Source organism: Streptomyces sp. NPDC046977 (assembly GCF_040644455.1).
Taxonomy (GTDB): Bacteria; Actinomycetota; Actinomycetes; order Streptomycetales; family Streptomycetaceae; genus Actinacidiphila.
In genome coordinates this window covers 199,282-218,750 of record NZ_JBEYWO010000006.1, presented here as the reverse complement: position 1 = coordinate 218,750, position 19,469 = coordinate 199,282, and the positions used below count along the sequence as shown (strand labels likewise).

The window sequence follows — 19,469 nt, the reverse complement described above, 5'->3', positions numbered from 1 at the left end:
CGGGGTGCGGGCCGTTCTGATTGAATGGTCCGCATATGACTGATCCGCTGCCGAACGGGACACCGCTGGACGTCGACCTGGTGCGGGCCGCACAGGCAGGCGACGCGGGCTCCCTCGGCCTGCTGCTCGCCAGGCACCAGGCGGCTATGCACGGAGTCGCCCTCGCCGTGCTGGGCCACGGACCGGACGCCCAGGACGCCGTGCAGGAAGCCGCGCTCATCGCGCTGCGGCGCATCGGGGACCTGCGCGACCCGGAGGCCGCTGGCCCGTGGCTCCGCATGGTGGTCCGCAATGTGTGCCGTGCGCAGTTGCGGAAGAAGTCGGCGGTGCCGGTGGCCGAACTCGAGGGGTTCGCCGCCATGGACCGCTCGGGCGGGCCGCCCGACCCGGCGGACGTGCTGGACGGGCACGTCCTGCGGGACTGGATCTGGAGTGCGCTGGAGAGGCTGTCGCCCGGGCTGCGGCTGGTGACCATGCTGCGCTACTTCACCGACGTCACGTCCTACGAGGAGATCGCGCTGCTGTGCGGCACCCCCGTCGGCACCGTGCGCAGCAGACTCAACCAGGCCCGGGCGCAGCTCGCCGGCGGCCTGGCACGCACGGGAGACCAGGTCCACGACGACGTCGCCACCCGCACCGCCCGCCACCGCCGCCTCGCCGAGGAGACGATGGTGGCCGCCCATCGCGGCGAGCTCGCCTCGGCATGGGCGGACTGGCGGTCGCCCCGGCTGGAGGTGACCTGGCCGACCGGCAAGCACACGGACCTGGACTACCTGGGGTTCTCGTTCACGCGTGACGTCTCCGAGGGCGTCCGCCAGAAGCTGCTGAATGTGGTGGCGGGCCGCGAGGTGGTCATCTGGGAGGCCGCCATCATCAGCCCGCCGGAGGACCCGTTCCACTGCCCGCCCAGCGTGGTCTGGGTGCACTTCCTGGACGCGAACGGTGACGGCAGACTGCGCCTGTACCACCCGCGCCACCGCTGAACCGGCCCCGCGAAAAAATCTTGGCGGCGGATCGAACCTCTTCGCTCCTCACCGCATCGTGGGGGTATGAACGCAACCTTTCCGGAGACGGAGTACGGCACGCGGGCGCCCGAAGTGCGCAGCGTCCTCGTCGACGGGGTGCGCCAGGTCTACCGCGTCACGGGGAACGGGCCGGTGTGCCTCGTCCACTCGGGGGGCCCCGGTGTGCACCCCGAGTACCTGCGCGTCCCCGCGCTGGAACAGCATCTGACCATGGTCTACGTGGACCCGGTCGGTTCGGGCGACAGTGACCTGCTGCCGGACGGGGACTACTCCGTGTCCCGCTACGCGCGCTTCGCCGAAGCCGTGCTCGACGACCTCGGGGCGCCGACCGCCTGGTTCCTCGGCCACTCGCACGGCGGTTTCGTCGCGCTGCAGTTCGGCCTCGACCACCCCGAGCGCCTGGACGGGCTGATCCTCTACGACACCGCGCCCGTGTACGGGCCGGAGCTGAGGGGGACGGCCACCCGGGAGATGGCCCGGTTCGTCCGGCGCTGGCCGGACCGGCCGGAGGCCGCCGAGGCGGGACGGGCGTGGGACGCCCGGATGTCGGGAACGCTGGAGATCACCGACGGCAGGTCGCGGGAGCGCTACCTCGACGCCCTCCTGCCCGCCTACTTCGCCGACCACCGCGCGACGGCCGGCCGCATGGGCACCGCGCCCGTCCTGCGGGCCACACATGACCCGAACCGGCTTCCCGCCGACTGGGACGTACGCGACCGGCTCGGATCCGTCCAGGCACGGGCCCTCGTGGTCGTCGGCAGCTACGACTTCATCTGCCCGCCCCGCTACGCCTACGAGATCCGCACCCGGATGCCGGACGCGCGGCTCTGCGAGCTGACCGCGAGCGGGCACTTCGGGCACATCGAGGAGCCGGAGAGGTTCGTCGCCGCCGTGCTCGACTTCGTCACCACCCACCACACCGAGGGGAACCACGCATGAGCACCACAGTGCCGACCGGCCTGGCCGAAGAGACCGAGATCAGGGCCTACAGCGACTTCGTGACCGGCGCGCCGGCGGGCGTGCACGAGGCCCTGGGCATCGGCGCGCGGGAGTTCGGCGCGGCGCGGGCACTGGCCATTCGCGAGGACCCGAGCCGCTTCTTCAACCGGGTCGGGGGATTCGGGCCCGATGAGCCGGTCACGGCGGACGTCGTGGAGGAGGTGTGCGGCTTCTTCCGCGACCAGGGCGTGCCGCGCGGCTCGTTCATGATCGCGCCGTCGGTGCTGCCGGCGGACTGGGACGCGACCGCCGGCAAGTGGGGCCTCACCGAAGGCGCCCGTTTCGCCAAGCTCGGGTACGACGTCGGGACCTCGGTCGCCGCCGGCGATGCTGCGGCCGCGCTCGACCCGGACCTGAGCGTGGGCCCGGTCGAGCCCCACGAGGCCCGCGAGTGGGCGACCGTGATGATGACGACGTTCGGCTTCACCACGCCGGCCATGATCGACATGGCCGCCGCGTGCGTGGGCCGGCCGAACTGGCGGCAGTACGCCGTCCGGGACGCCGAACGCATCGTCGCGGTCGGCAGCGTCTTCGTGAACGGCGACTGCGCCGACATGTTCGGCGGAGCGACGCTTCCGGAGGCGCGGGGCCGCGGCGCCCAGTCGGCACTGCTCGCGGCCCGCGTGCAGGCAGCCCGTGACGCGGGCTGCCGCTGGCTCGTCGCCGAGACCGGAGCCGAGGGCCCCGGCGACCACAACTCGTCCCTCCACAACATGCTGCGCTCCGGCTTCGCGCCGCTGTACGAGCGGGTCGCCTGGGTGTGGGGCGAGTAGCCGGACCGGACACCGGGGCGCCCGCGGCCGGTCCCGGTCGCAGGCGCCGCGCGGGCCGCCGCCCTTGGTCAGCGCCCGGGCACGGGCGCGGCGGCCCGTGCCAGGGCCAGGGTAACGGTGTCCGCGACGGCCCGTGCGGTCAGGCCCGCCTCCGCGAGGATCTCGGCGCGGCCGGCCTGCCGGGGAAAACCGTCCGCCACCCCCAGGACACACACGGGGGTGCGGACGCCGGCCTCCTGCAGTGCCTGGACCACCGTCGTGCCCACTCCCCCGGTCCGCAGGCCGTCCTCGACCGTGACGACCAGCGCGTGGTCGGCGGCGAGGGCGGGCAGTTCGTCGGGGAGCGGCTTGACCCACAGCGGGTCCACCACGGTGACCTCCACACCCTGCTCCGCGCAGAGTCCGGCCGCTTCGAGGGCGACCCGGGCCGTCGTCCCGACGGCCACCAGCAGGGCGCCACCGCTGCCGGATGCCGCACGCAGGACGTCGACCGCGCCCACCCGGCCGGCCGCCGGGATGTCCGGGCCGACCGCGCCCCGCGGGTAGCGCAGGACCGTCGGGGCGTCGGTGACCGCGACCGCCTGCCGCAACTGCTGCCGCAGCGTGCGCGCGTCGCGGGGAGCGGCGATGCGCAGGCCGGGGACGGCCTGGAGCATCGCCAGGTCCCACAGCCCGTTGTGGCTCGGCCCGTCGTCGCCGGTGACCCCGGACCGGTCGAGCACGAGCGTCGTGCCGAGGCGGTGCAGCGCGAGGTCCATCAGCACCTGGTCGAGCGCGCGGTTCAGGAAGGTGCCGTAGAGGGCGACCACCGGGTGCAGCCCCGCCATGGCCATTCCGGCGGCCGAGGCGACCGCGTGCTGCTCGGCGATCCCGACGTCGAAGAACCGTGCCGGGTACTGTGCGGCGAAGTCGTTCAGGCCCACCGAGCCGGGCATGGCCGCGGTGATCGCCACCACATCGGGGTGCGTTTCCGCCAGCTCCACCAGTTCGCGGCCGAACGCCGCCGACCACGTCGGGGCGGAGGGCCGCAGAGGGCGTCCCGTCCGCGGGTCGATGGTGCCGATGCCGTGCAGGTGGTCCTCCTCGTCCTGCTCGGCGGGGGCGTAGCCGAGCCCCTTGCGTGTGATGCAGTGCACGACGACGGGTGCCCCGTGGTTCTTGGCGCGCTCCAGGGCGGTCTCCACGGCGGTGATGTCGTGGCCGTCGACGGGCCCGAGGTAGTGCAGTCCCAGCGCGGTGAAGAGGGAGGACGGCGTCACGGCCTCGGCCGGGGCCGGGCCTTCCAGGCCGGCCCGCAGGCCCTCCTTGATGCCTTCCTTGGCCGCGTGCAGGGTGCGGTGCAGCGCCCGGCCCGTCGTCCCGGCGCCGCCGAGGGCCTGTTTGCCCCAGCCCGCCAGGCGCTCGTAGCCGGCGTGGGCGCGCAGGGCCGCCAGGTGCCGGGCGAGCCCGCCCACGGTCGGTGCGTACGACCGGCCGTTGTCGTTCACGACGATCACCACCGGCCGGTCGGGGGCCTCGGCGATGTTGTTCAGGGCCTCCCAGGCCAGCCCGCCGGTGAGGGCCCCGTCACCGACGACGGCGACGATGTGCCGGTCCGACTCGCCCGCGAGTTCGCGGGCCTTGGCCATGCCGTCGGCGTACGACAGGGCCGCCGACGCGTGGGAATGCTCGATGTGGTCGTGCGCGGACTCCTCCCGGCTCGGGTACCCGGAGAGGCCGCCGCGCTGCCGCAGGCCCGTGAACTCCGCGGCCCGCCCCGTCACGATCTTGTGGACGTACGCCTGGTGCCCGACGTCCCACAGCAGCAGGTCGCGCGGGGAGTCGAAGACGCGGTGCAGGGCGAGGGTCAGTTCCACGACACCGAGGTTGGGCCCGAGGTGGCCGCCCGTGGCCGCCACGTGCCGGACCAGGAACTCGCGAATCTCCCCGGCGAGCGCGGCCAGTTCCGTACGGCTCAGACCCCGCAGGTCCGAGGGCTGGTTGACCCGTGCCAGCAGACTCATGCCGCTGCTCCTCCTGTGTGCCGATGTGCCGTCCGGCGCCCGCGCCCCAACTTCGCGGGGCGGGCCGCCGTTTCCCCGTCCGGCCCGCGCAACCGCGTTGACGACACTAGGTCCGGGAGCGGACGGGGGCGGACGGCCTTTCGTGCCACATCGGCCTCACATCAGGACATCGGCGCCGCCGGCCGGAGTTCGGCCGTCGTGGCTCCGTTCATGAGAACGGACAGCAGATGTTCACCACTTCGGGAGGCGGCACGACGCACCGAGGATTCGAACGATGCGTGAGGTGTGGTCCGAGAGGTGGCCGTAGGGCGGATGCCGTCGTCGGCGCTGGAGCCCTTTGTCGACGTCGTGGCGGCGCTCGGGCCCCGCGGCGGACGGGAAACACCATGGCTCGGCCGCCGCCAAGCTGCGACGATGCTGTTTTTCAAGCGGAGGGCATTTGTTCGTCTTCGTGTGTGAGGGGTGCGGCGCCGAGCTGACCACCCCGCTGTCCCAGGTGGTCCTGCCGGTCCACGCCCATCAGAAGTACGGAAACGGGATTCAGCTCCCGGTCCTTATGGAGTCGGGCACGTTCGCCGTGGAGCCGGAGCCCTGGGGGCCTCCGTGGCGGAGGTGGGAGGAGATCGATCCGGGCGAACTGGACGCGCGCGGCATCTACGCGCCGGTCTACAACCTGTCGGACGGCGCGCCGGGCGCGATCGTCATCGCGCCCGGAGATGTCCGCGGCACCGTGCTGATCCCGGAGAAGTGCGGTGGCTACTGCTGCGGCCTCGACGGTGCTGACGGCCCCAACGTGGCCTGCGAGACGTGCGGCTTGCCCGTGGCGAGCAGGATCGACGACTGCTCGCTCTGGCAGGCGGTGTGGCTCGCCCCCGACGCGGTGCGCCGCCGCCGAGTCGACGGCACCGATGCCGCACCGCTTTCCTGGGCGGAGCTGGCGGCGCAGGGAAAGCGCACGCCTCCGTTCGAGCCGATCACCGCCTGGGACGGACCACGGCTGGGGTTGAACCACTGGTGGTCCTGGAGCCCGCGGTGGGAGGCGGCGGCCGGCCGGGCGCTCGCCCATCTGCTGACGGCGTCGGAGGGCCGGTCGGTGACCGTCCCGGACGGCCCGGCCGAGGAGGTGTTCCAACGCGTCCTCGACACCCTGTTGCCCGCAGGTCCGCCGGCGCGGCGCGCCGTTCTGGCCGGACCGGGGCTGCCCGCTCCCGACGCGGACGTCGACATCCTCATCGTGCCGGTCCATCCGCAGACGGGGGAGACCTGGGCCCCGCCCAGCCCGGCCGCCTCGGCACCCCCGGTGCCCCTGCCGTTCGGGGTGTGGTGGTGGCTGGCTTTCCCCGAGCCGCACCTGCCCGCCCCCGCGTCGGGCGTCATGCCCGACGGCGTCCTACGCGACGATCCACCCGCACCGCACCCCTGCAGCCTCTTCAGACCCGACCCGGGAATCTTCTGGCACACCCTGGTCCGGCTACCAGCCGTCCGCAGCCAGTGGCTGCGCGAGATCTTGAGAACCTCACGCGGGACACGCGCACGCCTCTTCTGATCAGCCAGCAGAAGACGCCCACGCCCACGCTCAGTCTCCGACCTGTCGGGTGATCATGCCTCCGCAATCGAACAGCGCCAGACGGTGGTGCCTCCCGAAGTGGTGAACGTCTGCTGTCCGTTCTCCTGAACAAAACCAGCCGTCGCGCATGCCTACGGCCGGTGCGCCCGAAGGCACACCGGCCGGGTCCGCCGAGCGGGCGCGTGCCGCCGTTCGCTCAGGCGCCGACCGCCGCGCGCCCGGCGACGTGGATGCGCGTCTGCTCGGTGATGCGGCGGCCGAGGTGTCCGGCGGTGGCGATGTCCGCCTTGTGGACTTCCTCGGGACCGTGGTCGGTGTGGGTCTGGGCGCCCGCACCGAGGTAGAAGCCGAGCCGGTTCAGGTCGTCCTCGGAGGCGGTGGAGCTGTTCCAGCCCGGGTGCAGGCCGAGGTTGACCCAGGTCATGCCGTGCTGGGCCGCGAGGACGGTGAAGTACTGGAGCGTGTGGAGCTTGTCACCGCTCTTCGCCCCGGAGTTGCTGAACCCGGCGGCGAGCTTGTCCTTCCAGGAGTGGACGAACCAGCGCTTGGACGTGGCCTCGGCGAACTGGTGGAAGGCGCCGGAGGCCGTACCCATGTAGGTCGGTGAGCCGAAGACGATGGCGTCGGAGGCGTCCAGCAGCGCCCACTGCTCGTCGGTGATCTCGTCGACCTTGATCAGGTGGGCGATGCCTCCCGCCTCGGCCACACCGTCGCGCACGGCCTCGGCCAGGACGGTGGTGTGGCCGTAACCGGAGTGGTAGGCGATCGCTACGACGGGGCTGGTCATGAACTTCTCCTCAGGCAGGGGGTCCGGCCGGCTCCCTGCGGGAGCCGGGAGGCCGACGACCGTCCGGCGTGGGGCCCGGGCAGTCGGCCTTGCACTTCCTCGACCGGGGAGCCCTCGATGTTGTGACACCGAGGGGACGCCTGTGACGTGGAGCACCTTTGTTGCCACCGCCGCCGGCCGCCCCGCCATGCGCCCGCGACAGGGCGGGGTGCGCGCCGCGCCCGTGGTCGCGGGGCGATCTCGATCCGCCGGAGGGGCGTCGCGCCTGCCCGCCGGCCTGGTGTCAACCGGGGGACACGCCTGACCGGCCGCGAACGGATGGTTCACCGAGCCCGCGTACACCCGCGGGAGCCCGGCATACCTCGGCCCGCGATCCGGGGAGTCCCGTGCACCGCGATGAACCGGCAGGGTGGCGCCACCGTAGAGACCGTCGTGTGCGACAGGCACACGCAATGTGCCGTCGGCGGGCACACCAAGGGCCCCATCCGCACACGTTCGGGGTCGCTGCGGTACAACACCCGCCATTTCGGCAAACGAATGGGTACCATCCGGCAACAACACCGGAATGAGGAGAGCGGGCTGACATGTCCAAAGAATCCAATGAGCCGGGCATCACCACGATCCAGGACCGGGCGGCGGCGCGCGCCGCGCGCATCGCGGCCGACCTGGACAGCAACGCCCGCGAACAGGAGAGCGTGCGCGCTCAGATCGGCGAGTTGCAGGAGCACCTGACCAAACTGGGCCGTGAGCACGAGCTGCTGACGCAGTTGCGGGGCACCGAGCCCACCGGGAGCGGCGCCGCATCCCCGCGCCAGGAGGTGCCCGCGCCGGCGGAGGAGGCACCCGCGGCACCCGTGGACGCCGTGACACCGAAGCCGGCGAAGGCAGCGAAGTCGGTGAAGTCGACGAAGTCGGCGCGGACTTCGAAGGCGCCGAAGGCGCCGGTCACGGCCAAGGCGGCCACGGCGACCGGGACGGTCGCCGCGGCGGAGCCCGTCGCCGCCAGTGAGCCCGTCGCCGCGGTGGAACCGGTCGCCGCGCCCGCGGTCCCCGGTCCCCGCGGAGGCCGCAAGAAGGCGCCCGTCCGGACCGCCACGCGTCAGCGCGGGAAGAACACGGCCGGAGCGCGCAAGCCGGAATCCGGGCCGACCCTGGTCAGCCTTCTTGAGGAGATCCTGTCCGCGAGCCAGGAGCCCCGCATGGTCAGTGAGATCGTCAACGTCCTGACCGACCGGCACCCCGATCGCGCGGCCAAGACCCAGGTGGTCAGGAACACGCTGGAGGCGCTGGTGGCCAAGGGCGTCGCCGAACGCACCCGCCAGCAGGGCTCCGTGTTCTACACCCCCGTGCCCGCGGGCGGCGCCGACGCCAACGGCACCGCGGCGACGAAGGCGGAGCAGGCGGCCGAGCCCGCCGCGGCGACCGCCTGAGAGCGGCGTGGGGGCGGGGCAGGACCCCGGAGCGGGCGACTCCGGGGTCCTCGGCCGGCCGCCCGGCGATCAGGCGGTGGTGACGGGCGCGTTAAAGTAGTGCCCCTTGTCGAGGTCTTCGAGGAGACCGGGATGGACCGGCTGCCAGCCGACCAGTTCTCGGGTCAGGGCGCTGGAGACCACGATGTCGTGGCCGAGGAACCCGCTCAGCCAGGCGAAGTGCCCGGCCGCGTCCTCCGGGGCCACGGAGGCCACCGGGACGTCGAGGTGACGGCCGATCACCTCGGCGACATCGTGGATCGCGACGCCCTCCTCCGCGACACCGTGCAGGACCGAGCCGGCGGGTGCCTTCTCGACCGCCAGGCGGAACAGCCGCGCGGCGTCGAGGCGGTGGACGGCCGGCCAGCGGCCGGCGCCGTCGCCGAGGTAGCCGGAGACGCCCTTGGCGCGGGCGATGGCGACGAGGGTCGCCATGAAGCCGTTGTCGCCGTCGCCGTGGCAGGTCGGGGACAGCCGCACCACGGACGAGCGCACTCCGCGCGAGGCCAGGTCGAGCGCGGCCCGGGCGGTGGTCGCCCGGATCGACACCGCTGAACCGTCGGTCGCGGGCATGTCCCGCTCGGTCGCCACCTGGCCGGGCTTGAGCCCGACCACGCCGGAGGCGAGCACGAACGGGCGGTCGGTGCCGGCCAGTGCGTCGCCGAAGGTGTCCACGGCGCGGCGGTCGGCCTTGCCGGCGTCCTGGAAGCCGCCGCTGAACGCGATGTCGTGCTTGAAGGCGAGGTGGATCACCCCGTCCGACGCGGCGGCCGCCGCGCGCAGGACGTCGAGGTCGTCGATGGTGCCGCGGACGACGTCCGCCCCGGCGGCGGTGAGGGCGGCGGCGGAGGAGTCGGAGCGGGCGAGCCCGACGACCTGGTGCCCCGCGTCGATGAGTTCGGGAACGACCGCGGAACCGATCCAGCCGGACGCGCCGGTCACGAAGATGCGCATGGGAGAACCCCAGACTGTTGATGTCAGTTTCTGTCATCAACGCTAGCACCTGATGTCAGACACTGTCATCGCGTAGAATCCCGGCATGGGCAGATGGGAGCCGGACGGACGCGGGCGCCTGGCGAGAGCCGCGCTGGAGCTCTACAGCGAGCGCGGCTACGAGCAGACCACCGTGGCGGAGATCGCCAAGCGGGCCGGGCTCACGGAGCGGACCTTCTTCCGGCACTACGCCGACAAGCGCGAGGTGCTGTTCGACGGCTCCGGCACGCTGCAGGAACTGTTCGTGAACGCGGTCGTCGACGCCCCGGAGCCTGCGGCGCCGATCGACGCGGTCGCGGCGGGCCTCGACGCGGTCTCCGGGATGTTCGACGGCCGCCGGGAGCACTCCCGGCTGCGGCAGTCCGTCATCGTCGCGAACCCCGAGCTCCAGGAGCGCGAGTTGATCAAACTCGCCTCGCTGGCGGCCGCGCTGGCCGAAGCCCTGCAGCGGCGCGGCGTCGCGCCGCCGACCGCGAGCCTGGCCGCCGAGGCGGGGATCGCGGTCTTCAAGGTCGGCTTCGAGCGCTGGATCGCGGCCTCCGAGGAGTGCGGGATGCCGCAGCTGATGCGGGAGTCGCTGGACGACCTCCGGGCCGTGACCGCAGGCCGCCGGGACTGACCGTCCCCCCACCGGGGGGCGCGCCGGGCCCGGCCGCCGTACGCCGGTGATCAGCCAAGCTTCGCTCCGCGCATGACAAAGGACTGGTGCGGGTCCGCCGCGGGACGGAGGATGATCCCCATGCCTGATTCCACTCCCTTCCACGACCTGGCGGCGTTCATCGCGCTGCCCCGGGTCTCCTCACTGGCCCTGTCACCGGACGGAACCCGTCTGGTGACGGCGGTTCAGGAACTGTCCACCGACCGCACCCGCTTCATCAACGCCCTCTGGGAGGTCGACCCGGCGGGCGAACGCCCCGCCCGGCGGCTCACCCGGTCCGGGCGCGGCGAGTCCGCCCCCGCGTTCCTGCCCGACGGCACCCTGCTCTTCCTCTCCTCCCGTCCGGCCGCCGACCCCGGCGAGGGCGCGGACGACACGCAGGAGGCGGCGCTGTGGAGCCTGCCGGCCGGCGGCGGGGAGGCATCGCAGCTGCTCACCAGGCCCGGCGGGATCGACGGGTACGCGACCGCCACCGGGGCGTCCCGGATCGCCCTGGCGGCCGGGCTGCTCCCCGGCGCGGCGGATGCCGAGCAGGACGAGCTGCTGCGCGAGGCCCGCCGGAAGGCCAAGGTCTCGGCGATCCTGCACGAGTCGGTGCCGGTCCGGTACTGGGACCACGACCTGGGCCCCGCCGTCCCGCACGTGTTCACCGTCCCGGACGCCGGAGCCGCGCACCCCGTCGCGGTCGACTGCGGCGCCCGCCGGGTCACCGGCTCCGGGGACGTCGTGGTCTCCCCCGACGGCTCGCTCGTCGCCTACACGGCGGCCGTCGGCACGCTGCCCGACGAGGTCCGCGACGTCGTCGTGGTCGTGGACGCCGCCACCGGCAAGCAGCTGCGGGTGCTGGAGTCCCCCGACGCGGAGTTCAGCGCCCCGGCCTTCACGCCGGACAGCCGCCGTCTGGTCTGCGTCCGCGAGCGCCGGATCACCTGGGACAGCCCCGGTGACGCCACCCTGTGGCTCGCCGACGCGACCGGCGACCAGGACCCCGGCCGCGATCTGCTGCCCGACTTCGAGCAGTGGCCCGGTGCCCCGGTGGTCTCCCCCGTGCCCGGCGAGGATGGTTCCCCGGTGGTGTGGTTCACCGCCGACGAGGCCGGGCACGCGCCCGTCTTCCGGCTCTCCACCGGCAGCGGCGACCTGGTCGCGCTGACCGCGTCCGGCGCCTACACCGACGTGGTGGCGAGCCCGGACGGCGGCACCCTCTACGCGCTGCGCTCGGCCGTGGACAGCCCGCCCGTGCCCGTACGCCTCGACGCCGCCACGCCCGGGCAGCAGCCGGTGACGCTGCCGTCCCCCGGGCAGGTGGCCGCGCTGCCCGGCACCCTCACCGAGGTGCACACCACCGCCGAGGACGGGACGGCGCTGCGCGCCTGGCTGGTGCTGCCGCACGAGGCCCGCCCCGGCACCCCGGCACCGCTGCTGCTGTGGGTGCACGGCGGCCCGCAGACCAGCTGGAACGCCTGGCACTGGCGCTGGAGCCCCTGGGTGGCGGCCGCCGCCGGCTACGCGGTGCTGCTGCCCGACCCGGCGCTGTCCACCGGCTACGGGCAGCACATGCACGAGCGCGGCTGGGCGCACTGGGGCGGTGCCTCGTACACCGACGTGCTGGCGCTCACCGACGCCGCGTTGCAGCGGGACGACCTGGACGCGGAGCGCACCGCGATGATGGGCGGCTCGTACGGCGGGTACATGGCCAACTGGATCGCCACGCAGACCGACCGCTTCAAGGCGATCGTCACCCACGCGAGCCTGTGGAACATGTACAGCTTCGCGCAGGTCACCGACTTCCCGGCGTACTGGATGCGCCGCCAGGGCGACCCGCTGGAGACCACGGAGCGGTACGAGCGGGAGTCCCCGCATCTGCGGGCCGCGCACATCACCACACCGATGCTGGTGATCCACGGCGACAAGGACTACCGGGTGCCGATCGGCGAGGGCCTGGCCCTGTGGAACGACCTCTCGCGGTTCGAGGTCCCGGCGAAGTTCCTGTACTTCCCCGACGAGGGGCACTGGATCACCAAGCCCAACAACATCCGGCTCTGGTACGCCACCGTCCTGGGCTTCCTGGCGCACCACGTGCTGGGCGAGGAGTGGCAGCGCCCCGACCTGGTCTGACACCCCTCACCGCAGGGGCCCGGTGTCACCGGGCCCCTGCGGCCGGCCGCGTCAGTACGAAGGGGCGCGGGGCGGCCGGGGGTTGACCGCGTCGCGCCGCTCCTCCAGCTGCCGTGCCCGCTCGGTGAACCGGATGTCGCGCAGGAACGCCTCGCTCTGAAGGGTCATCAGTGAGTTGAGCGCGTGCCGCTCCCGCGCGGGGTTGGCCAGGCACCGTTCGTAGAAGTGGGCGGCGCGGCCGGGATCCGCGTACGCGGTGCGGTACAGGTCGGCCACGCGGTACTGCGCGTACGGGTGGCCTGCCTGCGCGGCCGGCAGGAAGCACTCCAGCGCGTGGTCCACCGGCGCGCGGTCGAGGCGCACCAGCCGCTCCAGGTACATCTCGCCGAGTGCGAGCATCGCCTCGGGCTCGCCGAGGGCGACCGCGCGCCGGTACCACTCGGCGGCCGCGTCGAAGGACTGGGTGATGCCGGCCTCGGGGCACCCGCGGTAGGCCAGCGTTCCCAGGTAGTAGGCCGCCCTGGGTGACGCGGGGCTGCGCCGCAGCCAGGGCACGGCCTCGGCCCACTCGCCCTGCACGTAGCGGACATGACCCAGCAACTCCCCTGCGTCCGCGTGGCCTTGGGCGGCCGCGGGTTCCAGGAAAAAGGCAGCGGCGGCGCGGTACTGCCCGCTGTCCCAGCAGTACCGGCCGATCTGGTGGAACTCCTCGGCCGTGGTGGGCTCACGCCCGTCCGCGGTGAAGTTGACGCCGTTCCAGAGCACCATGCGCCGGACCCCCTCCCTGCCTCAGCACGCTACCCCGCCGGAGCGATTCGGTGACGGGTCGCGCAGACGGGATCATGGACGTATGCCGTACCTGCGAAAGACCCTTCCGCTACTGCTCCTTCCGGCGGCGGTGGCCCTGACCGCCTGCGGGGCGGAGTCCGCGAGCCCGTCCGCGCTCGATGCCAGGGCCCGTGCGCTGGGCGTCGAACGGGAGATGGTGTACGTGACCGACGTACCGGGCTACACCCTCGCCACCCAGTCCGTGGGGGTGGTCGGCGACCACGGTTTCGGGGCCTCGTGGTTCTCGCCCGGCGGCAGGAGGATCGAGATACGGGTCGACGAACGCGAGGGCGGCGGCCCCGTCGCCTGCTCCGACCCGGACGACCGGCGCGCGGCCGAACGGGGTTTCTGCGAGCGGGACGGCACGCGCTGGTACCGCGCGACGAGGACCGGCCACGAGTACGCGTTCCAGGACGGCGGACGGGTGGTCCGGCTGTCCGCGGACCGGACCCTCGTCACCCGCGGCACCCTGCGCCGGGCGGCCGAGAACGCCCATCAGGCGGACCCCGGCGAACTCGCCGACGTCCTGCCGCCCACCGGCGGTCCCGGGCCGGGGCCCGTCGAACGCGGCGATCTGCCGGAAGTGGGCGACGGCGCGCCGATGGACCCGTTCGCGATCACCGAGGGGACCAGCGGCTGAGCGGCACGGGCGGAACCCGACCGGCGGGCGGTACGTCCCAGGGACATCGCGGGAATACCCGCACATTCTCTGGGGGCGTCATGAGACGGTTGATATGGCTGGGTGTGATGTGCCTGCTCACCGTGGGGTCGGTGGGCTGCGGAACGGAACCGCCGGCCGACCTCGTCGGAACGGACAGGTCCACCCCGCGCATGCGTCAGGTGGCCGAGGCGTGGAAGGGCTCGGAGGCGGCCCGTGTGTGGCGCACCGGTTTCTACCTCCTGGACGACCCCGAGCGGCTGCCGGAGGACGCCTTCCACAACGGGGCGGACAAACTCGCCTACGGCAACGGGAACTTCCGCCTGCGCGCCGGCGCGCTGCCCGGCGCCGCCGCCCGGCACGGACGGATCCGCTGGACGAACGGCGACTCCCTTCCCGCCACGGTGATGACGGCGCGGCAGGCGTACGACACGCTGGACCGCGGCGACCGGGGCGACGGCGCCGACCCGTTGACCGTGACAAAGGCCGCCCTCGGCGAGATGACGGTGAACACCAGCCGGGGCCCTGCCAGGGTGCCCGCCTGGCTGCTCACCCTCGACGGCTACGACACCCCGGTCCGGCTGATGGCGGTCGCCTCCCCGAAGCCCCCGCGGGCCCCGGTCCCGTCCCTGTCACCGCAGACGGTCCACGGCGTGCAACCGCTGGACGAGATCCGGGAGGTGTCCGGGGACGGCCGGACCCTCACGGTGCGGGCGAGCCACGGCGCCTGCGACGACGGTCCGGCCGTCGATGTCCTGGAGACCGGCGACAGCGTGGTGCTCGCGGGCGGCATCCGCGGTGCCAAGGACGGTCCGTGCACGATGCAACTCCTGCACGCCTCGGTCACCGTGCATCTGGACCGCCCGCTCGGCGACCGGCTGATCCTCGACGCGTTCACCGGCAAGCCGGTCACGATGGCGGCCTGACGTTCTGGGGGCGCACCGCGGGGCGCACCGTCAGTTCCCGCCGGACAGCCGCGCGGTGACCGTCTTGGGGCGCTGGTACTCGTGCAGGGCCAGGGTGCTCAGGTCCGTGCCGTGGCCCGAGGCGCCGCGGCCGCCGTGCGGGAGTTCGGCGGTCTGCACGAGATGGCAGTTGAGCCAGACCTCGCCCGCGTTCAGCCGGCCGGCGAGGTCGAGGCCCGTCGCCAGGTCGCGGGTCCACACACTGGCCGCCAGCGCCTGGGGCACTCCGTGCGCGAGGGCCACGGCCGCGTCCAGGTCCTCGGCCCGTTGCACGGTGAGCAGCGGGCCGAAGACCTCCTCCACCACCGCCGGGTCGTCGTCGGGGAGGTCGGCGAGGATCCGGGCGGGGCGCCAGAAGCCGTTCTCCTCGCCGGGCCGCGGGGCGATGCCGGCCACACATGCCCGCCCGGCGGCGGACGCCTTGACGATGCCGTCGTAACGGGCCAGCTGATCGGGGTTGTTGAGCGGCCCGAAGTCGCGTCCCGCCAGGCAGTCCCGTGCGGCGGCGCCCAGTTGTGCCACGGCCTCCTCGTAGTTCTCGCGCAGAGTGATGACACGGGCGGGGGCGGCGCAGCTCTGCCCGGCGTTGTAGGTGCAGGCACGTACGAGTTCGGCCCAGGTGTCGCCGGGCGCGTCGGGCAGGACGAGCGCCGGGGCGTTGCCGCCGAGTTCCAGGCTGACCCGGCGTCCCGCCGCGCGCGCCGCCACATCGGCCCCGGCCGCCGCGCTGCCGGTGAAGGCGACCATGTCGACATCGGCGCCGACCAGCAGCCGCCCGGTCCGCCGGTCACCGGGGACCGCGGTGAGGACACCGGGGCCCAGTGCCTCGGCGGCGTGCTCGGCGAGGAGTTCGAGGGTGTCGGGGGTGGTCTCGGCGGGTTTGGCGACCACGGTGTTGCCGGCGGCCAGGGCGGGCGCGCACCGCCAGGCGGCCATCATCAGCGGGTAGTTCCAGGGCACGACGACACCCACGACGCCGACGGGCTCCCAGCGCACCCAGCTCTCGTGGCCGTCGACGATCCGTCCGGCGGCCGGCGCGGACCGGGCGCGGACGGCGGAGGCGTAGAACCGGAAGAGGTCCGCGACCTGTTCCACCTCCCCGGCGGTCTCGGAGTCCGGTTTGCCGGTGCCGACGGCCTCGCGGACGACGTAGGAGTCCGCGTCCGCCTCCACCAGCGCGGCCAGCCGTTCCAGCCGGCGGGAGCGTTCCCTGGGGGTGAGGCCGCGCCAGCCGGGCAGGGCGGCGCGGGCGGTGTCGACCGCGGCCCCCACCTCCTGCTCGCGGGCCGGCGGGAAGGTGCCCCGGGCCCGGCCGGTACGGGGGTCGAAAAGAATGGTGTTCACCGTGCGCGTGCCTCCATCGTTGGATCCGTTCACAACCCGTACGCCCGCAGCCACAGCTCCAGGGTGAGGACCAGCCACAACTTGCCGCCCTGCCGGGGCAGCAGCGCGCCCTCGCCGCGCATCCAGGTCCGCACGGTGTCGGGCCGGAACAGGCCGCGCTGCCGGGCGGCGCGGCCGAGCAGCAGGTCACCGCCCAGCTCGCGCAGCGGCCCGCTGAGCCACTGCTGCACCGGCACCCGCATCCCGCTCTTGGGCCGGTCCACGACGGTGGCGGGCAGCAGATCCCGTACGGCTTCCTTCAGCACCCACTTCTCCGCCGTGCCGCGGAGTTTGAGTGCGGGCGGGGTGGCGAAGGCGTGGTCCACCACCCGGCGGTCGAAGAGCGGGGCACGGCCCTGGATCCCCTGCGAGGCGGTCAGCCGCTCGACCTTGGTGAGGATGTGGTGGGCGCCCTTGGTACGCAGATTGCAGTGGAGCAGCTGGTTGAGCAGGTGGGTCATCCGGTCCGGGCCCGTCAGATAGGGCTCGACGAAGCGTTGCGGGGCCGGTGCGGACCCCAGGGCGGACAGGGCGTCCGCGGTCAGCAGATCGGGGAGGTCGGTCCAGCATTTGCGGTACGAGCGCAGATAGGCCGTCGCCCGGTCCTCGTACCAGGGCGACTCGCGTGCGTCCGGGGCCCCGGCGTGCATCTCCTGGACGAGCATCGGGAGGTTCTTCGGCCCGCCGAACACCGGGTCCCCGCCCTCCCCGTTGAGCACGGTCTTCAGCCCGTCGCCCGCGACGGCCTCGGCGAGCATCAGGTTCGGCACCGTCAGGGGGTCCCCGACCGGGCTGTCGAGCAGGGCGGCCGTGTCGGCGAGCCGTGCGGCGACGGCCGTGCCGGAGACCGTCAGGACCCGGTGCCGGGTCTGGCAGTGGACGGCGACCAGGCCCGAGTAGCCCAGTTCGTTGGGGAGTTCGTCACCGAAGCTGATGGAGTACGTGTGGACGGGCCTGCCGTGCAGCTTGGCGGCGAGCGCGGTGACGAGGGAGCTGTCGATCCCGCCGGAGAGCAGCACGCCGACGGCCTCGTCCTCGGGCAGCCGCCGTGCGGTGGCCTCTTCGAGCAGGGTGCGCAGGGTGAGCACGTGGTCGTCGGCGTGCCGCTCGCCCGGGGGCTCGTCGAGCCGCTCCCGGGGCTCCCAGTGCACGGTCCCGGTCACCGTCCCGTCGGCGGTCAGCCGCAGCACCCGGCCGGGCAGGACCTCGTGCACGCCCTCCAGCAGGGTTTCGTCGCCGGGCAGATAGGCGAAGGTGAGGAAGGAGCGTACGGCGGACAGGTTCATCCGGGTGCCGAGCGCGGGCCAGCGGCGCAGGGACCGCAGGGACGTGGAAGCCGCCCAGGCGCCCGCGGCGCGCGCGTAGAACAGGGTGCGGGCGCCGACGTGGTCGCGGATCAGCACGAGGTCCGCGCCGTCGAGGACGGCCAGCGCGAACATGCCCTCGGCCAGCGCGACGCCCCGTTCGCCGAGCCGGGCCCAGCAGCGCAGCAGCAGCTCGCCGTCACCGGTGCCGGGCGGGGCGGGCGCGCCGTCGGCGACGAGGGCCGCGAGGAGTTCGGCGCGGTTGTGCAGGGTGACCTCGCCGGCGGCCCGCATGCCGTACGCCTCGAACGGCCCCTCGGCATGGCCGGGTTCGTCCCGCACCAGGGCCAGTCCCGGCGCGATCGCCGGGGTGCCCATCGCCGCCAGGTGCGCGTCGGCCGCACCGTCGGTGTAGCCGGCTCCCGACGCGAGACAGACGCTGAAGCGCGCCATCAGTGGGTCCTTTCCTGTTGCCGCCCACAAGTGCGGTCCGGAGGAGCGGGATCGGCCGCGGGCTCAGCCGAAGTCGTCGTCGCTCCAGCCGCCGCCGTCGTCACCCCAGTTCCCGTCGCCCCAGTCGCCGCCGTCCCCGCCGCCGTCGCCCCCGCCGCCGGAGGACGAGCTCTGGGCCTGGCGGCGCAACTCCTCTTCCTCCTCCAGTGAGAGGTGCAGCGGCGGAAGCTGGGAGGCCGAGATGGCGAGTCCGGTGACGCCGAGGCCGACGAGGATCGCCCCCGTCCGGCCGCCGAAGGAGGTCCGGTTGACGGTGAGGGTGTCGCCGGCTCCCCACAAGGTACGGCCGAAGCCGATGTCCCGTCCGTAGGTCACCGTGCCGCCGGGGAGGACACGCTTGACGATCTTGTGACCGAGCAGCTCGTCGGTCCCCTGGTTCCCGTGCTCGTCGTGCCAGTGCACCACGCCGCCCGCGCCGCGGCGACGCCATTCGTGCCGGCCGTCCTCGTAGGTGCGGTGGACGCTGCGGTCGGCCAGCAGATCGTCCGTGTAGCCGATTTCGCGTGGGCGGATCATGCGCTGCGGTCCTTCGGTCTGCGGTGTCCGGGCATGCGGTCCTCGGGGCGGGTGCGGGGTCGGGGTCGGTTCATGCGTCGGGCCAGGTCAGGAATCCGGAAGTGCGCAGCTCGCGCAGGTCGCCCCAGACGGAGTGCCGGGGCGGACGGGGTCCGCGGGTGAGCCGGAGCACGGCGCGCAGGAGCCGGGCGGGCGGGACCGCGGCGACCTCGGCGAACCGGCCCGCGGCGAGCCAGTCGGCCTCCGCGGGCCGCAGTCCCGGCGGCAGCGGTCCGAGCGGCGGCACCGGGCCGGGTCTGCGCCCGGACACCAGGTGCAGCGCCTGGGCGTGCCGGGGCACCAGCCCGAGCGAGGCGACCCGTACGGGCACCGCGCCCAGCCCCTCACGCACCCGGGCGGGCAGCGCGATCCCGGCGGGGCTCGCGTCGTGCAGGACGTGCACGGTGGCACCCTCGGCCCGCTCCAGCGCCTCCACCAGCAGGGAGTCGGGCGGCAGGTCGTCCTCGGCGGTCAGGACGGGACAACCGGCCTCCAGGTGCACATGGTTGGCGAGGAGCATCGCGGCGATGGAGCGGTCCTGGCAGACCAGCAGCCGGGGCAGTCCGTAGGCGTACAGGTCGGGCTCGCGTCCCGGTCCGCCGGTCGATGTGCCGGCGGTGGGCGCGGGCAGCAGTCCGGCCGGCTCCATGCCGCGCAGCGCGTCGGTGAACCGGGGCAGCCGCAACGGCGGGGCCGGGGTGCGGGGGATGCGCCGCACGGGCCCCGGTGCCGGGCGCAGGACGCGGCAGGTCTCGTAGTACAGCTGCCGCTCGGTGAAGCGCAGGTTCCCGGGGGCGGCCGCGCGCCGTGCCGCGAGGATGATCGCGCGCTCCAGCAGGGGGCGGGCGAACCCGCTGGTGGATGCAGGCAT

At 73.6% G+C, this 19,469-nt stretch carries 17 protein-coding genes; 9 read left to right on the top strand and 8 right to left on the bottom strand.

Features of this window, described 5'->3' with window-relative positions; genetic code table 11:
- Positions 1–35: 35 nt before the first annotated feature.
- The 3 genes from ABZ883_RS12105 to ABZ883_RS12095 all read left to right on the top strand — a co-directional run bounded on the left by ABZ883_RS12105 (position 36) and on the right by ABZ883_RS12095 (position 2,797).
- Complete coding sequence (locus ABZ883_RS12105; protein WP_360905488.1) at positions 36–983, top strand: sigma-70 family RNA polymerase sigma factor; 948 nt, start codon at positions 36–38, stop codon at positions 981–983.
- 66 nt (positions 984–1,049) lie between these two features.
- Complete coding sequence (locus ABZ883_RS12100) at positions 1,050–1,964, top strand: alpha/beta hydrolase (protein WP_360905487.1); 915 nt, start codon at positions 1,050–1,052, stop codon at positions 1,962–1,964.
- Positions 1,961–2,797: a GNAT family N-acetyltransferase gene (locus tag ABZ883_RS12095; RefSeq protein ID WP_360905486.1), complete on the top strand. Its 837-nt coding sequence runs from the start codon at positions 1,961–1,963 to the stop codon at positions 2,795–2,797. The genes ABZ883_RS12100 and ABZ883_RS12095 overlap by 4 nt, the downstream gene beginning before the upstream one ends.
- Positions 2,798–2,865: 68 nt before the next feature.
- On the opposite strand, the gene dxs is transcribed toward ABZ883_RS12095, so the two are convergent.
- Positions 2,866–4,800, bottom strand: a complete 1,935-nt coding sequence (gene dxs / locus ABZ883_RS12090) for a 1-deoxy-D-xylulose-5-phosphate synthase (RefSeq protein ID WP_360905485.1) — start codon at positions 4,798–4,800, stop codon at positions 2,866–2,868.
- Between the two features lie 439 nt (positions 4,801–5,239).
- Here dxs and ABZ883_RS12085 point away from each other — a divergent pair, with 439 nt between their 5' ends.
- Positions 5,240–6,346, top strand: coding sequence for a hypothetical protein (locus tag ABZ883_RS12085; protein ID WP_360905484.1), 1,107 nt, complete (start codon positions 5,240–5,242; stop codon positions 6,344–6,346).
- A 217-nt stretch (positions 6,347–6,563) separates the two neighbouring features.
- Here the strand turns inward: ABZ883_RS12085 and ABZ883_RS12080 are convergent, their stop codons facing one another.
- The gene (locus ABZ883_RS12080) at positions 6,564–7,154 is read right to left on the bottom strand and encodes a flavodoxin family protein (protein ID WP_360905483.1); all 591 of its coding nucleotides are present in this window, start codon (positions 7,152–7,154) and stop codon (positions 6,564–6,566) included.
- A gap of 584 nt (positions 7,155–7,738) precedes the next feature.
- On the opposite strand from ABZ883_RS12080, the gene ABZ883_RS12075 reads away from it, so the two are divergent.
- Positions 7,739–8,584 (top strand): hypothetical protein, encoded by an 846-nt coding sequence (locus ABZ883_RS12075; RefSeq protein WP_360905482.1) that lies wholly within the window; start codon positions 7,739–7,741, stop codon positions 8,582–8,584.
- Between the two features lie 69 nt (positions 8,585–8,653).
- On the opposite strand, the gene ABZ883_RS12070 is transcribed toward ABZ883_RS12075, so the two are convergent.
- Positions 8,654–9,577, bottom strand: a complete 924-nt coding sequence (locus ABZ883_RS12070; RefSeq protein ID WP_360905481.1) for an SDR family oxidoreductase — start codon at positions 9,575–9,577, stop codon at positions 8,654–8,656.
- 85 nt (positions 9,578–9,662) lie between these two features.
- Here ABZ883_RS12070 and ABZ883_RS12065 point away from each other — a divergent pair, with 85 nt between their 5' ends.
- A complete protein-coding gene (locus ABZ883_RS12065) occupies positions 9,663–10,235 on the top strand; it encodes a helix-turn-helix domain-containing protein (protein ID WP_360905480.1) in 573 nt (190 codons plus the stop codon).
- 120 nt (positions 10,236–10,355) lie between these two features.
- Positions 10,356–12,392 (top strand): S9 family peptidase, encoded by a 2,037-nt coding sequence (locus ABZ883_RS12060; RefSeq protein WP_360905479.1) that lies wholly within the window; start codon positions 10,356–10,358, stop codon positions 12,390–12,392.
- Between the two features lie 51 nt (positions 12,393–12,443).
- Here ABZ883_RS12060 and ABZ883_RS12055 read toward each other — a convergent pair whose 3' ends face one another.
- Positions 12,444–13,160, bottom strand: a complete 717-nt coding sequence (locus ABZ883_RS12055; RefSeq protein ID WP_360905478.1) for a tetratricopeptide repeat protein — start codon at positions 13,158–13,160, stop codon at positions 12,444–12,446.
- Positions 13,161–13,242: 82 nt separating this feature from the next.
- On the opposite strand from ABZ883_RS12055, the gene ABZ883_RS12050 reads away from it, so the two are divergent.
- Both ABZ883_RS12050 and ABZ883_RS12045 read left to right on the top strand, forming a co-directional pair.
- Entirely contained in the window at positions 13,243–13,860 is a 618-nt protein-coding gene (locus tag ABZ883_RS12050; protein ID WP_360905477.1) for a hypothetical protein, read from the top strand.
- Positions 13,861–13,940: 80 nt separating this feature from the next.
- Positions 13,941–14,804 carry a hypothetical protein gene (locus tag ABZ883_RS12045; RefSeq protein ID WP_360905476.1) on the top strand — a complete coding sequence of 288 codons (864 nt, stop codon included), beginning with the start codon at positions 13,941–13,943 and terminating at the stop codon, positions 14,802–14,804.
- Positions 14,805–14,834: 30 nt separating this feature from the next.
- On the opposite strand, the gene ABZ883_RS12040 is transcribed toward ABZ883_RS12045, so the two are convergent.
- The 4 genes from ABZ883_RS12040 to ABZ883_RS12025 all read right to left on the bottom strand — a co-directional run bounded on the left by ABZ883_RS12040 (position 14,835) and on the right by ABZ883_RS12025 (position 19,469).
- Complete coding sequence (locus ABZ883_RS12040; protein WP_360905475.1) at positions 14,835–16,187, bottom strand: aldehyde dehydrogenase family protein; 1,353 nt, start codon at positions 16,185–16,187, stop codon at positions 14,835–14,837.
- A 29-nt stretch (positions 16,188–16,216) separates the two neighbouring features.
- On the bottom strand, positions 16,217–17,983 hold the full coding sequence (locus tag ABZ883_RS12035) for an asparagine synthase-related protein (RefSeq protein WP_360905474.1): 1,767 nt from the start codon (positions 17,981–17,983) through the stop codon (positions 16,217–16,219).
- A 63-nt stretch (positions 17,984–18,046) separates the two neighbouring features.
- The gene (locus ABZ883_RS12030) at positions 18,047–18,559 is read right to left on the bottom strand and encodes a hypothetical protein (protein WP_360905472.1); all 513 of its coding nucleotides are present in this window, start codon (positions 18,557–18,559) and stop codon (positions 18,047–18,049) included.
- A gap of 70 nt (positions 18,560–18,629) precedes the next feature.
- Complete coding sequence (locus ABZ883_RS12025) at positions 18,630–19,469, bottom strand: hypothetical protein (protein WP_360905470.1); 840 nt, start codon at positions 19,467–19,469, stop codon at positions 18,630–18,632.